Source organism: Neisseria sp. HMSC03D10 (genome assembly GCF_001807625.1).
Classification (GTDB): domain Bacteria; phylum Pseudomonadota; class Gammaproteobacteria; order Burkholderiales; family Neisseriaceae; genus Neisseria; species Neisseria mucosa.
This window is the reverse complement of sequence record NZ_KV789600.1, coordinates 18,317-31,656: the sequence shown is the minus strand read 5'-3', so window position 1 is coordinate 31,656 and position 13,340 is coordinate 18,317. Positions and strand designations below refer to the sequence as shown.

The 13,340-nt window shown below is 53.4% G+C and carries 13 protein-coding genes; 6 read left to right on the top strand and 7 right to left on the bottom strand.

Annotated features, from left to right (window positions below; genetic code table 11):
- Positions 1 to 65: 65 nt before the first annotated feature.
- Together dinG and HMPREF3066_RS10265 are read right to left on the bottom strand one after the other, a co-directional pair.
- On the bottom strand, positions 66 to 2,216 hold the full coding sequence (gene dinG, locus HMPREF3066_RS10270; RefSeq protein ID WP_070442721.1) for an ATP-dependent DNA helicase DinG: 2,151 nt from the start codon (positions 2,214 to 2,216) through the stop codon (positions 66 to 68).
- Positions 2,217 to 2,718: 502 nt separating this feature from the next.
- Complete coding sequence (locus HMPREF3066_RS10265) at positions 2,719 to 2,985, bottom strand: DUF3079 domain-containing protein (RefSeq protein WP_003766405.1); 267 nt, start codon at positions 2,983 to 2,985, stop codon at positions 2,719 to 2,721.
- Between the two features lie 204 nt (positions 2,986 to 3,189).
- Between HMPREF3066_RS10265 and HMPREF3066_RS10260 the strand changes: the two genes are divergently transcribed.
- The 3 genes from HMPREF3066_RS10260 (at position 3,190) to HMPREF3066_RS10255 (ending at position 4,995) form a co-directional block, all read left to right on the top strand.
- Positions 3,190 to 3,780, top strand: coding sequence for a sigma-70 family RNA polymerase sigma factor (locus tag HMPREF3066_RS10260; RefSeq protein ID WP_045072603.1), 591 nt, complete (start codon positions 3,190 to 3,192; stop codon positions 3,778 to 3,780).
- A gap of 18 nt (positions 3,781 to 3,798) precedes the next feature.
- On the top strand, positions 3,799 to 3,969 hold the full coding sequence (locus HMPREF3066_RS12970) for an anti-sigma factor family protein (RefSeq protein ID WP_003779645.1): 171 nt from the start codon (positions 3,799 to 3,801) through the stop codon (positions 3,967 to 3,969).
- Positions 3,970 to 4,476: 507 nt separating this feature from the next.
- Positions 4,477 to 4,995, top strand: coding sequence for a c-type cytochrome (locus tag HMPREF3066_RS10255; RefSeq protein ID WP_039404231.1), 519 nt, complete (start codon positions 4,477 to 4,479; stop codon positions 4,993 to 4,995).
- A gap of 164 nt (positions 4,996 to 5,159) precedes the next feature.
- Here the strand turns inward: HMPREF3066_RS10255 and HMPREF3066_RS10250 are convergent, their stop codons facing one another.
- The 4 genes from HMPREF3066_RS10250 to HMPREF3066_RS10235 form a co-directional block, all read right to left on the bottom strand.
- Entirely contained in the window at positions 5,160 to 5,492 is a 333-nt protein-coding gene (locus HMPREF3066_RS10250; RefSeq protein ID WP_003741903.1) for a zinc ribbon domain-containing protein YjdM, read from the bottom strand.
- Between the two features lie 235 nt (positions 5,493 to 5,727).
- Entirely contained in the window at positions 5,728 to 6,453 is a 726-nt protein-coding gene (locus HMPREF3066_RS10245) for a septal ring lytic transglycosylase RlpA family protein (protein ID WP_070442719.1), read from the bottom strand.
- 150 nt (positions 6,454 to 6,603) lie between these two features.
- Positions 6,604 to 7,068 (bottom strand): tRNA (uridine(34)/cytosine(34)/5-carboxymethylaminomethyluridine(34)-2'-O)-methyltransferase TrmL, encoded by a 465-nt coding sequence (trmL, locus tag HMPREF3066_RS10240; protein ID WP_070442760.1) that lies wholly within the window; start codon positions 7,066 to 7,068, stop codon positions 6,604 to 6,606.
- Between the two features lie 64 nt (positions 7,069 to 7,132).
- A complete protein-coding gene (locus HMPREF3066_RS10235) occupies positions 7,133 to 7,870 on the bottom strand; it encodes a ComF family protein (RefSeq protein ID WP_083286447.1) in 738 nt (245 codons plus the stop codon).
- A gap of 13 nt (positions 7,871 to 7,883) precedes the next feature.
- Between HMPREF3066_RS10235 and bioH the strand changes: the two genes are divergently transcribed.
- On the top strand, positions 7,884 to 8,630 hold the full coding sequence (bioH, locus tag HMPREF3066_RS10230) for a pimeloyl-ACP methyl ester esterase BioH (RefSeq protein ID WP_070442757.1): 747 nt from the start codon (positions 7,884 to 7,886) through the stop codon (positions 8,628 to 8,630).
- A gap of 334 nt (positions 8,631 to 8,964) precedes the next feature.
- Complete coding sequence (locus tag HMPREF3066_RS10225; RefSeq protein ID WP_070442713.1) at positions 8,965 to 9,753, top strand: class I SAM-dependent methyltransferase; 789 nt, start codon at positions 8,965 to 8,967, stop codon at positions 9,751 to 9,753.
- 291 nt (positions 9,754 to 10,044) lie between these two features.
- Here HMPREF3066_RS10225 and msrAB read toward each other — a convergent pair whose 3' ends face one another.
- Complete coding sequence (gene msrAB, locus HMPREF3066_RS10220; RefSeq protein ID WP_070442710.1) at positions 10,045 to 11,613, bottom strand: bifunctional peptide-methionine (S)-S-oxide reductase MsrA/peptide-methionine (R)-S-oxide reductase MsrB; 1,569 nt, start codon at positions 11,611 to 11,613, stop codon at positions 10,045 to 10,047.
- 145 nt (positions 11,614 to 11,758) lie between these two features.
- Between msrAB and ftsY the strand changes: the two genes are divergently transcribed.
- On the top strand, positions 11,759 to 13,210 hold the full coding sequence (ftsY, locus tag HMPREF3066_RS10215; RefSeq protein ID WP_080613548.1) for a signal recognition particle-docking protein FtsY: 1,452 nt from the start codon (positions 11,759 to 11,761) through the stop codon (positions 13,208 to 13,210).
- The last annotated feature ends 130 nt before the right edge of the window (positions 13,211 to 13,340 follow it).

Sequence of the window (13,340 nt, the reverse complement as noted above, 5' to 3'; positions counted from 1 at the left end):
ATACGGGTTTGAAAAGAGGTCGTCTGAAACTGGAAATCAGGTTTCAGACGACCTCTTTATGGGTTTCAACCTATCCTTTTAAACGGCGGCAGGCTGGCTAGTAATTGTTGGCCGTACCGCTGCGTTTTGACGCGGTTGTCGAGGATGGTCACGCGGCCGTAGTCTTGTTCGGTGCGGATGAGGCGGCCGACGGCTTGGATGAGTTTGATGCCGGCTTCGGGAACGGTGATTTCGATGAAGGGGTTGCCGCCGCGCTGTTCTATCCAGCGGTTTTGGGTTTTTTCGATGGGGTTGTCGGGCATGGCGAAGGGGAGTTTGGCGATGATGACTTGCACGCAGGCGGTGCCGGGCAGGTCGAGTCCTTCGGCGAAGCTGTCGAGTCCGAAGATGATGCTAGCTTTGCCTTCTTCTATGGCTTGGTGGTGTTTTTGCAGGAGGACGGCTTTGGGCAATTCGCCTTGTACGAGCAGGAGCGGCAGGTAGTCTTCGAGCAGGCGCAGGGCGACATCCTGCATTTGTTTGCGCGAGGAAAACAGGACGAGCGTGCCGATGGCTTCGGTGGGCGAAATGAGCTTGGGCAGCCATTCGACAATGGCGGCGGTGTGCGCGGCGGGGTCTTTGGGACTGGCGTGCACGGGCGGGATGTAGAGTTCGCCTTGCGCGTCGAAATCAAACGGGCTTTCTAGAGCGAGGGTGGTGGTTTCGGGCAGCCATTGCAGTCCGGTTTGGCGCAGGATCAGGTTGAAGCTGCCCAAGGATTGCAGGGTGGCGGAAGTCAACACTGCGCCTGCCGCGCGCCGCCACAGGCTGTTGGCGAGATGGGACGCACTGCTGATGGGGCTGGCGTTGAAAATGTAGTCGTTTTTGTCGTCGGCGCGGCGGGTTATCCATTTTGCCAGCGGTTCTTCGCCCTCGAGGGGGACAGTGGAGAGTAAATCCCATGTAGCGGTGATTTGTTCGATGCGGGCGCGGAATACGCCGAATTCGGTACTCAGGCGGTCGATTTGCGCGCTGTTTTGGTCTTTGTCGCGGCGGGCGGCGGACAAGGCGTCGTTGAGGCTGTTGATGTGTTTGTAGAGGCTGCGGGCGGCGATGGCGGTGTTGGAAACGGTGGTTTCGAGGCCTTCGGGGATTTTGCCGTCTTCCCACAGCCAAGTCGGTTCGCTGTTGGTCCGTCTGTCGTTTTCAGACGACCCCAAGCTCAAAGACGGCTCTTCGGCAAGGTGGAACTGCCATTCGTGCAGGCTTTCGAGCAGCGCGGCGGCGGCTTCGTCGGCAAGGTTCGCCAACTCGCCTTTGTCGGTGAGCGTGGCGATTTTGCCGGTAACCTGCGGCAGTTTTTCCAACGCCCACACCGCTTGGTTCCACGAATGCTCGGCGGCAAACTGGCTGAGTGCTTTTTTGGGCAGGTGGTGCGCTTCGTCGATGCAGTAGAAGCTGTTTTCAGGGTCAGGCAAAATCACGCCGCCGCCCATGCTGATGTCGACCATCAGCAAATCGTGGTTGGTGACGACGACATCGACGGTTTCCAGTGTGTCGCGGGCAAGGTAAAACGGGCATTCCGCGCGGTTCGGACAGGCGGCTTTGAGGCAGCCGTAGTTGTCGTTGTTCACCTTCATCCAGATGGTGTCGTCGATTTTTTCCGGCCAAGTGTCGCGGTCGCCGTTGAACCGTCGGGCGGAAAATTCGTCGGCGATGTCGCGCAGCAGCTTCAATTCTTCGGGCTTGGGTTTACTGTCCCACAAGACGGCGGGAGCTTCAAAGCCGAGCAGGTTTTGCTGGGCGTTGCTTTGCGTGAGTTGGTAGAGTTTGTAGGGGCAGAGATAACGGCCGCGCCCTTTGGCAAGCGCGAAGGTCAGTTCCAAACCGCTTTTTTCCACCAAAAACGGCAGATCGCGGTCCACCAACTGCTCCTGCAAGGCAACCGTCGCGCTGCTCACAATCAGCCGCTTGCCGCGCGTCTGCGCCATAATGCCGCCTGCCAGCAGGTAGGCAAGCGATTTGCCCACGCCGGTCGGCCCTTCGATCACGGCAATGCTCTCGCCCTCGCGCTTGGGCGGTTCGCCGCCTTCTTCGCGCGTCAACGTCCGCGAAAAAGCGTTGGCAACCGCCGCAATCATTTCCCGCTGCGAAGCGCGCGGACGGAAACCGGGCAGGTTTTTGCCGATATTTTGGTAATGGTCGCGGATGGCGTTTTTTTCTAAATCGGTGAGCATTGAGGTCGTCTGAAAAGGTGGATTTGCTTATGAATTGGTTATTTTAGCATTTTTCGCGGACGGGTTCGGGAGAGATGGGAAAGGTCGTCTGAAAAGCATATTTTTTTTGTTTTCAGACGACCTTTGGTAAGGAAAGTTACATCGGAACGGGGGATTTGAACCGTTGGCGTTCCTGTTGCCGTCATTCCCACGCAGGCAGGAATCCATTTTTTAAATTCAGAAACTGTTTTCCAAATCAAGGTTTCTCAAGTTTTACGATGGATTCCCGCCGTAGCCTGTCCTCGCGTAGGCGGGGGCGGGAATGACGGAATTTGATGACATGCCATATTTAAAGTTAAGTATGTTTGCTAGAGAGATGGGCAGCGGCGGTTTGGCGCGGGTGGGGTCAATTTCTTGGTGTATCGTTGAAATATAGTGGATTAACTTTAAACCACTATAAAAATAAGGGCGCATGATTGCGCCCCTTCGGTTTTCAGACGACCCCTTAAGCTTGGCGGGGTGCTTAAGCCGTTTTGTTACGCAACGGCAGTTTGATATGCGGCTTGGCGGGTTTGGGCGCTTCTTTCAAGCCCAGTTCGATTTGCTGCTCTTCGCTCAACAAATTGCTCCAGTCGCCTTTTTTATACCACTCGCGCCCGTCCAATTCGATGGGGTGCTGGATGCGCTCGCAGCCGTTGCCGCATTGCAAATCGTCTTCTTTACAATATTTGTCGCAACCCCAGCAGATGCGCTCCGGCGCTTTGGGGAAGATGGGGAATTTTTTTGCCATAGTGTGAAATCCTTGTTTTTATTTTCATGAAATTATAAATGATTCGATTGCGGCAGCTTGGTTTTTGTACGTCTTTTTACGCTGGACAGTTAAGAAATGTATAAGGTCGTCTGAAAGGCAGAGTCTGTGCGTCCGTCTGTTTCATCACACGCCTTCCCTATATCGGCGTAAAATCCGTACCTATTCATTCGATAATAATACATTATGCCCTTCCCCGAATTGACTGACGCCGAGCTTGCCGAATCCCGCAAGCTGCTCCTGCGTTTTGCCCGCATCCAATTGCCCGACCGCCCCGATTTGGCGGAAGACCTTGTGCAGGAAACCATGCTTTCCGCCTACCGCGCTGCCGAAGGTTTCAAAGGAGATGCACAAGTGGGCAGCTGGTTGTTTGCCATTCTGAAAAACAAAATTACCGACTGCCTGCGCCAGATTGGACGGCAGCGCGAAATATTCGCCACGCCTGCGGAAGAAATGTTGGACGAAGCCTTTGAAGAACGGTTTGCATCAGATGGGCATTGGACGGCGGAAGGCCATCCGCAAACTTGGGCCTCGCCCGAAAAAACGTTGGACAACAAAGAGTTTCGTGAAATCTTGCAAACCTGCCTCTACCAAATGCCGGAAAACACCGCCCGCGTGTTTACCATGAAGGAAATCCTCGGCTTCTCGTCCGACGAAATCCGCGAGCAATGCGGCATCAGCACGTCCAACTACTACACCATCATGCACCGCGCCCGCGAAACCCTGCGCCAATGCCTGCAAATCAAATGGTTCGGCAATGCAGGACATGCCGGTTAAGCCCGTTAGGAAAACACGATGAACAAATGCCGCAAAACTGCCTACCTGCTCTCCAAAAAACAGGACGAAACCCGCCTGACCGTTCCCGAACGCGTTTTTCTGGGCAGCCACCTGCTGATATGCCCCCATTGCCGCGAATATAAAAAACAACTCGACCTTATTCAGAAAGCCATGAAAAAGATGTTTTGAAGCTGGCGGATAAGGATTAAATTTAAATCAGGACAAGGCGACGAAGCCGCAGACAGTACAGATAGTACGGCCAAGGCGAGGCAACGCCGTACTGGTTTAAAGTTAATCCACTATAAAAAGGTCGTCTGAAACCTGATGTAGAGTTTCAGACGACCTTTTTGCATGAAAGAAAATAGGGATTGATTGGTTTGAGCATGAGTTGGGATGAAATGGCGCGCCCATAAAAAGCCGGCTTTTAAAGCCAGGATTTTGCAATTGAGCAGGATTTGGGCGGATTTAAAGGCATGGCAAACAAGATTCAAACCGCCCAATAAGCCGGAGGCTATATAGGAATGGTTGTATAGGTGTCAACATTTTCTGCCTTTTTTCAAAACAAAATATGACTTATGCCAATATTTTTACTACAAACCACTACATCAGTGGGAACATGAAAATGATGTGTGTTAGAATTTTTTCAGCTGTTTTATAAAACAGTACCTTAACTAAAAAATTTAAGAAAGATAGAACATGAACAAACTACTAATTGCTGCGATGATGATGGCCGCTTTGTCGGCTTGTTCCCAAGAAGCCAAACAGGAAACTAAGGAAGCGGCTACTGCTGTTGCTTCCGATGTTAAAGATGCTGCCGCTTCTGCCGTTGATACCGTTGCCCCTGCTGTTCAAGAAGCAGCAAGCAAAGTAGAAGATACTGCCGCCAAAGCTGCTTCGGAAGTAAAAGACGCTGCTCCTGCTGAAGCCAAACCGGAAGAAAAACCGGCAGATGCCTCTTCCGCCAAAGTGGACGGCAAGGCCGTTTTCGAAGCCAGCTGTAAAATGTGCCACGGCGGTACCATCCCGGGCGCTCCTGTTGTCGGTAAAAATGACGATTGGGCTCCGCGTATCAAACAAGGCAAAGAAACCTTGCACAAACATGCACTCGAAGGCTTCAACACCATGCCGGCAAAAGGCGGCAATACCAGCCTGAGCGACGACGAAGTCAAAGCGGCGGTCGATTATATGGCCAACCAATCCGGTGCCAAATTCTAAACCGTACAAATCAAAACGCACCTTGCAATAAGGTGCGTTTTTTTATGGGAAAACAGCTTTAAAAAAGGCGAAAACCGTTTGAAAGCAACCCTTACGGAGACAAGTAGCTTTACAAACGGTTTTCAGGTCGGCCTAGCGACCCACCAACAATTATTATACCAACATCATGCTTTTTTGACAAACTCTGATTTCAAATTCATCGCGCTGCCGTCGATTTTGCAACCGATATTGTGGTCGCCTTCTTGCAGGCGTATGCCTTTTACCTTGGTTCCTTGCTTGATGACCATGGAGCTGCCTTTGACTTTGAGGTCTTTAATCAGGACGACGGTGTCGCCGTCTTGCAACACGGCACCGTTGGCATCTTTGACGCTCAGGGTTTCTTCGGCGGCTTCGCCGTCGTTTTCCGTCCATTCAAACGCGCATTCGGGACAGATGTATTGGCTGCCGTCTTCGTAGGTGTATTCGGATTGGCATTGCGGGCAAGGTGGGAGGGACATGGTGGGGATTCCTTTGGTTGAGAAGCGGGGAATTATAGTGGATTAAAATAAAAATGAGACAAGGCGGCAACGCCCGCCGTGTACAGGTAGTACATAAGGGCGTTGGCAACGCCGTATCATTGCAATTTTAATCCACTATATAAGGGAAAGGAGGCAAGGATACGACGGCTTTGTACCTAGCTTCAATACAAAACGACCTGTCTTGCAACAGGTCGTCTGAAAACACGGATGCGGCTTAGAGGGACAGCGAAGCTGCCTGAATCAGACCGCGGGCTTTGGCTTCGGCTTCGGCGGCACGCTCTTGCGAGGTGAACGGACCCATTTTGACGACGTATTCGTAGTCGCGTTTCTCCAGGGAAACTCTCGGGTTCATCATGCCGGCGGAAAGGTTTCTCGCCGCCTGGTTCATATAGGCTTGCGCTTCGCGCTCGGTACCGAAGGATTTCAAATCGACGAAAATGTCTTTGCCATCATAAACTTGGGTGCTTTGACCCGGTACGATTTGTTCGACTTTGACATGTGCTGTGCCTTGGTTGATGAAACCCAATTGTTGGGCGGCGGCTTTGGACACGTCGATCACGCGGTTGCCGTGGAAAGGGCCGCGGTCATTGACGCGGACGATGACGCTTTTACCGTTTTTGGTATTGGTCACACGGGCGTAGCTGGGAATGGGGAGGGTTTTGTGGGCGGCGGTCAGGGCGTTCATGTTGTAACGCTCGCCGCTGGAGGTTTTACGGCCGTGGAACTGGTTTCCGTACCATGAGGCGTTGCCGGTTTGGACGAAGGAGGATACTTTGGTCATCGGCGTGTAGCGTTTGCCGGCGACTTTGTAGCTGCGGTTGGCGGAGGAATGCAGCTTCTCGGCGCGGACGATGGAGTCGGCAGAGGCGGAATGAATGGAAAGGATGCTGATTGCAACGGCAGTCAGGGTGGAGAAAAGGGTGGTTTTAGATAAAGTCAAAACGTAGTCCGTTCTTGAGTTGATAACGCGGCGGGATGGCTCCCAGGCGGTTTCAGACGACGTATCGGCGGTTTGACAAAAACCAAGCTGTTGTCGGACAGTATCGTCTTGGTTTTTGTCAAACGGCTCAGGGAGACTCCCCAGCGGATGTTATACACCGCCTGCGTAACCGTTTTGCCGCCATGCTTCAAACAGAATCACGGCGACGGTGTTGGAAAGATTCATGCTCCGGCTGCCGGGCTTCATGGGCAGGCGCAGCTTTTGCCCTTGGGGCAGGGTGTCGAGGATTTCGGCGGGCAGGCCGCGTGTCTCGGGACCGAACAAAAAGACATCGCCCTCAACAAAGGAAACTTCGTCGGGACGGGTTTTGCCTTTGGTGGTCAGCGCGAAAATGCGGCGGTCTTCCAAGGCTTTGAGACAATCTTCGAAATTCTCGTGTACCGTCAGTTTTGCAAACTCGTGATAATCCAAACCTGCGCGCTTCATTTTTGCCGAATCCAGCGGAAAACCGAGCGGCTTGACCAGATGCAAATCGGCTCCGGTGTTGGCGCACAATCGGATGATATTGCCCGTATTGGGCGGGATTTCGGGTTGGTACAAAACTATGGTAAACATATAAATCAATCACTTATAGAGCGGCATAATGCCGAAATGTTCCGTAGGTGTCAAAAACTTTAAGCTATTTTTTCATTGGCGGACGCGCCAAACTCCAGCAAAAAATCTTGCCTGCGCCTGATTTTTTCAGCGTCCGCGCCAATTCGTCCAGCGTCGAGCCGGTGGTGAATACATCGTCGATTAACAAAATATTACAGTTTTTCGAGATATGACCATTGATTTCAAAAGCATTTTTTATATTGCGAACCCTGTCTGCGCTTTTCAGCGTACTTTGCGGCTCGCGATGTCGTCTGAAAACCGTCTGCCGCGGCAGCAGCGTCCAGCCGTAATGTCCGGACAGAATATCCGCCAATTCTTCGCTTTGGTTGAAGCCGCGGTGCAGCCGCCTTTCTTTGCTCAACGGCACGGGCAGCACAAAATCGAAATGCTCCGTTTCCAGCCAGTCGGGCGCATGGCGGCGCATCAGTTCCGCCAGCGGACGGCTCATGCCGAGGTCAGCCAAATGCTTCAACGCGCGTATCATACTGCTGACGGGCGGCTCATAATACAGCGAAGCCCACATCCGCTCAAATGCCGGCGGCTTCTTCTGACAGCCTCCGCACACCGCTCCGCCCTGTATAGTGCGGAAACACAAGGGGCAACTGTTTGCCGCGTCCGTAAAAAACTCTTCCAAGTCCTCCGCGCAGCCGCCGCAAAAACCGCCATACGGCCGGGTTTCGCACGCTGAAACCAAGGCGTGGCATAATACGCAACGGCTTTTGTTCCGCCATCCCGCATTGCGCCACCAAGAAAACACATCCATAGAGAAAACAGCCATGCCGCACTCCGCCAAAAAAGTTTATCTGATACACGGCTGGGCAGCGAACCGCCACGTCTTCGACGACCTCATCCCGCGCCTAAGTGCCGATTGGGACATCCGTGCCCTCGACCTGCCCGGACACGGCGACGCGCCCTTTGCCGAAAACTTCAACATCGCCGCGATTGCCGAAGCCTTCGCCGAAGAAATCGACGCGCCCGCCCACATCCTCGGCTGGTCGCTCGGTGGCTTGGTCGCGCTCCATCTCGCCGCACGCCGTCCCGACAAAGTCCGCTCGCTCTGCCTGACCGCAAGTTTCGCCCGCCTGACCGCCGACTCGGACTACCCCGAAGGGCTGTCCAATCCCGCTTTGGGCAAGATGGTCGGCGCGTTTCGGCAGGATTATGCCAAACATATCAAACAGTTTCTACAATTACAGTTGCTGCACACACCAAACGCCGCCGAAATCATCGGCAACATCCTGCCCGACCTCTCCCGCCACGGCGCACCGCCCGCCCTGCAAGCCGCACTGGACGCCGTCAACCAAGCCGATGCCCGCCCCCTGCTTTCAAGCATCCAAGCCCCGTCGCTTTTAGTGTTCGGACAAAAAGACGCCATCACCCCGCCGCGCATGGGAGAATACCTCAACCGCCATCTGGCGGACAGCGAATTGGTATTGATGGAAAAAGCGGCACACGCCCCGTTTTTAAGCCACGCCGACGAATTTGCCGAACGCTACCGCAATTTTGTTGAAAAGGTCGTCTGAAAAGGCATACTTTGATTTCTGTACAAATATGAATTTGGAAATTAAAGATTGAAATTAAGGATTAAGGAAATTTTTCTATTTTTAATAGATTAAAATGGCAGAAAACCCGTTTCGTCATTCCCGCGCAGGCGGGAATCCAGAAGTTTGAAATGACGGTAATCTTTAAATATTTCTGAAAACTAGAGGTCTGGATTCCCGCCTGCGCGGGAATGACGACATACGAGGATTAGAGTGGTTTTCGAAATGCGGCATAAGAACATAGAACCGCCACTCCTATACAAACATCAATAACGGTACTACCCCTTCAAAAAAAGAAAAAAAGGTCGTCTGAAACATGAACCCCCAAGACAAACGCTGGCAAATCCACCGCCATCTCGCCCAAGACACCGACGAGCGGCTGCAAATCGTCCGCAACGCGCCCAAGCGTATCCTGCTGGTCGGTGCGGACGCGGACATCAGCCGCAGCCTGCTTGCCGCGCGTTATCCGAACGCGGTATTCGAAGAATACGACCCGCGCGCCGACTTCCTTCAAACCGCCGCAGCCGCGCGCAAAAGCGGTTTTTGGCAAAAGCTCACCGGCAAAACCGTCCCGCAACACTGCCAAGCCCTGACCGACCCGCTGCCCGAAGCCGCTGCCGATATGTTGTGGGCGAACCTCAGCCTGTCCCGCGCGGACGAAATCCTGCCCGTCCTGAAAAACTGGGCAAACGCCTTGAAAACAGACGGTTTATTATTCTTCACCCATTTCGGCCGCGACAGCCTGACCGAGCTGACAGGTCGTCTGAAAGACGCGGGGATAGCGTGTGAAACGCCGACCCTCATCGATATGCATGACCTCGGCGACATGCTTGCCGACAACGGTTTCTACGACCCCGTTACCGATACCGCCAAGCTCGAATTGAGCTACCGCAAAGCGGCGACGTTCCGGCAGGACATGGAAACCTTAGGGCTATGGCACGCCTTGAAATTCAGCGACGCCCAAGCGGCTGAAGCGTTTGTGGATAAGATTTTCGAAACCGAAGGCGGTCTGACCGTCACACTCGAAACCGTGTACGGCCATGCCGTGAAGAAACTGACACTGCCCGAGGGGGAAAACGTGGTACGGTTTTATCCGAAAGGCTGAACGGTTTGGCGGAATAAATGAAAGGTCGTCTGAAAACGTCTAACGAATGGCGTTAAAACGTTTTCAGACGACCTTTCTTCCTTAGCTGATTCATTCAACTTTCAATACGCCATTTCCCATCGGCTGTCATTTTTCGCAGGCGGGAATCCAGAGACTTGAAATGACGGAAACCGCGAAACATTTCTGAAAATGATGGTATGCAAGTTTATTATTTTGATTCACTAAAATTTGCGGATCGGGCATTCCTACCCGACCCGCCGTTTTCAGACGACCTTTCGTGTTATCGCGCCTTTATTTTACTTTGCCTTTCAACGAGCCGTAGCCTGCGGCGTCCATTTGTTCCAACGGGATGAATTTCAGGCTCGCGCCGTTGATGCAGTAGCGCAGTCCGCCTTTGTCTTGCGGACCGTCGGCGAAGACGTGTCCCAAGTGCGAATCGGCGGCATGGCTGCGGACTTCGGTGCGGCGCATGTTGTAGCTGAAATCGTCGTGTTCGGTAACGGCGGCGGCGTTAATCGGGCGGGTGAAGCTCGGCCAGCCGCAGCCGGAATCGAATTTGTCGGCGGAAGAAAACAGGGGTTCGCCGCTGACGACGTCGACATAAATACCGGGTTTGAACAGATGGTCGTATTCGTGGCTGAAGGCGTATTCGGTCGCGCTTTTTTGGGTAACTTGGTATTGCTCTTCGGTCAGGATGCGTTTAAGTTCGGCATCGCTGGGTTTTTTATACGTTGCCGCGTCGAAGCCTTTGCCTTGCGGGGCGGCTTTGGTTTTGCCCGGCAGCGGTTCGTCGGCTTTGCGGATGTCGATGTGGCAGTAGCCGTTGGGGTTTTTAATCAGGTAGTCCTGATGGTATTCCTCGGCATCGTAGAAGTTTTTCAGCGGCTCGTTTTCGACGACGAGGGGCTGTTTGTATTTTTGCTGCTCACGTTTGAGGGCAGCGGCGATGACGGCTTTTTCGGCGGGGTCGGTGTAGTACACGCCGCTGCGGTATTGCGTGCCGGTGTCGTTGCCTTGTTTGTTGAGGCTGGTCGGGTCAACGACGCGGAAATAGTATTGCAGGATGTCGTCGAGGCTGAGTTTGTCGGCATCGTAGGTCACTTTGACGGTCTCGGCATGACCCGTATCGCGGTAGGACACGTCTTCGTAGCTCGGATTTTTCGTTTTGCCGTTGGCGTAGCCGGATACTGCGTCCACCACGCCGTCTATGCGTTGGAAATAGGCTTCCAAGCCCCAGAAGCAGCCGCCGGCAAGATAGATGGTGCGCGTATTCATGATTTTTGAATCCTTTTTCTGTGTGTCGGGTTTGTAGAACGCGTTTTTCAGACGACCTAAATCGGCATTCGGGTCGCGGATTAACGCCAATGCCTGCGCTTCGTTGATGCTGCCTTTGACGATGCGCTGTACGTCGCCGTCTTTACCGATTAACGCCCACGAGGGATAAACACTGATATTCAGGCTTTGGGCGATGGTGCCGCCGTTGTCGGTCACGACGGGCAGCTTGGGATAGTTCAAACCGGCATACCATTTTTGGAAGTCGCCGTCTTTTTTCTCGTGCAAAAAGCCAGGGGAGGCGACGGTAATCAGGTTGGCGGAGCTGAACCGCTTATCCTGCGCCCATTTTTCGGTCTGCCCCAATTCGGACAAACACAAAGGACACCAGCTCGCCCAGAATTTAATCAGGGTGGGTTTGTCTTTTTTCAAATAAACGCTGGCGGGGCGGTTGTCCGCGGTTTTCAAAGTGGACAAGGTGTGCGGCACGGTCGCGGCTTCGGCATCGGCAATTTTGGGCGAACAAGCGCCCAGCGCAAACAAGCAGCCGAACTTGGCGCAAAGGGAAAAGAAGGTACGGGGTTTCATCTCTATGTTTCCTGTGTGGATGGTTTGTATGATTAGACGTTGAAGATGCCAAAACCTTACAGCCTGGATTTTCAGACGACCTTGCCGCGTAAAATACGCTACAATACGCCCTATTTCAAGCTTCTAAAATTAAAAGGAAAATTCAATGTTCAGCTTCTTCCGCCGCAAGAAAAAACAGGAAACGCCCGCTCAAGAAGAAACCCGCATTCAGGAAACCGCCGCCGAAGCCGTAGAACGCGCCGAAACCACCGTTTCGCAAACGCTTGAAACGGTTCAGGAAAACATCGGCGAAAAAGCGGAAGAGCTGACGGCGGCAGTCGAAACGGCGGTAGAAAACGCAAAAGAGCGCGCCGAAGAAATCCGCGAGACCGTAGTTGAACATGTTTCCGAAACGGTCGGACACATCCGCGAGGCAATCAGCGAAACATCGTCTGAAACGGTCGAACAGGTGGAAGAGCACGTTGAAGCCGTCAGCGAAACCGTTGCCGAAAATGTTTCCGCAGCGGTAGAACACGTCCATGAAGCAGTCAGCGACGGGTCGTCTGAAACCGCAGAAACTGTCGAAACTTTAGAAATCCAAGCCGAAGCCGCGCCAGAAACATCCGAAGAACATTCCGTAGCAGCCTTTGAAAATACAGCCGTCGCAACGTCGTCTGAAACCTCTGAACCATCCGAAACCGAACCCAAACTCGGCTGGGCGGCGCGTTTGAAACAAGGTTTGACCAAATCGCGCGACAAAATGGCGAAATCGCTGGCGGGCGTGTTCGGCGGCGGGCAAATCGACGAAGACTTGTACGAAGAGCTGGAAACCGTGCTGATTACCAGCGACATGGGTATGGAAGCGACGGAATACCTGATGAAAGACGTGCGCAACCGCGTCAGCCTCAAGGGGCTGAAAGACGGCAACGAATTGCGCGGCGCATTGAAAGAAGCTTTGTACGACTTGATTAAGCCGTTGGAAAAACCGCTAGTCTTGCCCGAGACGAAAGAGCCGTTCGTCATCATGCTGGCGGGCATCAACGGCGCGGGTAAAACCACTTCCATCGGCAAACTCGCCAAATATTTCCAAGCGCAGGGCAAATCCGTGCTGCTTGCCGCCGGCGACACCTTCCGTGCCGCCGCCCGCGAGCAGCTTCAGGCATGGGGCGAACGCAATAACGTTACCGTCATTTCGCAAACCACAGGCGATTCCGCCGCCGTCTGCTTCGATGCCGTCCAAGCCGCCAAAGCGCGCGGCATCGACATCGTGCTGGCCGACACCGCCGGCCGTCTGCCCACGCAGCTTCATTTGATGGAAGAAATCAAAAAAGTGAAGCGCGTGCTGCAAAAAGCGATGCCCGACGCGCCGCACGAAATCATCGTCGTCCTCGATGCCAACATCGGGCAAAACGCTGTCAACCAAGTCAAAGCCTTTGACGATGCGCTGGGGCTGACGGGGCTAATTGTGACCAAACTCGACGGTACGGCAAAAGGCGGCATCCTTGCCGCGCTTGCCTCCGACCGCCCCGTCCCCGTCCGCTATATCGGCGTGGGCGAAGGCATAGACGATTTGCGCCCGTTTGACGCGCGCGCTTTTGTGGACGCGTTGCTCGATTGATACCGCCGCATGGTAAAACAGTAAACAAGAAGGTCGTCTGAAAAGTTTTCAGACGACCTTTTTCTTTTTGAAGCTGTCCTAGTAAATACGGCAGCCTGCTAATATAGTGGATTAACTTTAAACCAGTACG

What these genes read in the sequence shown, in the direction of transcription:
- HMPREF3066_RS10265 (WP_003766405.1), bottom strand. Translation starts at nt 2,985, where the DNA reads ATGGCAAAAAAATTCCCCATCTTCCCCAAAGCGCCGGAGCGCATCTGC.
- bioH (WP_070442757.1), top strand. Translation starts at nt 7,884, where the DNA reads ATGCCGCACTCCGCCAAAAAAGTTTATCTGATACACGGCTGGGCAGCG.
- ftsY (WP_080613548.1), top strand. Translation starts at nt 11,759, where the DNA reads ATGTTCAGCTTCTTCCGCCGCAAGAAAAAACAGGAAACGCCCGCTCAA.
- msrAB (WP_070442710.1), bottom strand. Translation starts at nt 11,613, where the DNA reads ATGAAACCCCGTACCTTCTTTTCCCTTTGCGCCAAGTTCGGCTGCTTG.
- HMPREF3066_RS10260 (WP_045072603.1), top strand. Translation starts at nt 3,190, where the DNA reads ATGCCCTTCCCCGAATTGACTGACGCCGAGCTTGCCGAATCCCGCAAG.
- HMPREF3066_RS10225 (WP_070442713.1), top strand. Translation starts at nt 8,965, where the DNA reads ATGAACCCCCAAGACAAACGCTGGCAAATCCACCGCCATCTCGCCCAA.
- HMPREF3066_RS12970 (WP_003779645.1), top strand. Translation starts at nt 3,799, where the DNA reads ATGAACAAATGCCGCAAAACTGCCTACCTGCTCTCCAAAAAACAGGAC.
- HMPREF3066_RS10255 (WP_039404231.1), top strand. Translation starts at nt 4,477, where the DNA reads ATGAACAAACTACTAATTGCTGCGATGATGATGGCCGCTTTGTCGGCT.
- dinG (WP_070442721.1), bottom strand. Translation starts at nt 2,216, where the DNA reads ATGCTCACCGATTTAGAAAAAAACGCCATCCGCGACCATTACCAAAAT.
- HMPREF3066_RS10235 (WP_083286447.1), bottom strand. Translation starts at nt 7,870, where the DNA reads ATGGATGTGTTTTCTTGGTGGCGCAATGCGGGATGGCGGAACAAAAGC.
- trmL (WP_070442760.1), bottom strand. Translation starts at nt 7,068, where the DNA reads ATGTTTACCATAGTTTTGTACCAACCCGAAATCCCGCCCAATACGGGC.
- HMPREF3066_RS10250 (WP_003741903.1), bottom strand. Translation starts at nt 5,492, where the DNA reads ATGTCCCTCCCACCTTGCCCGCAATGCCAATCCGAATACACCTACGAA.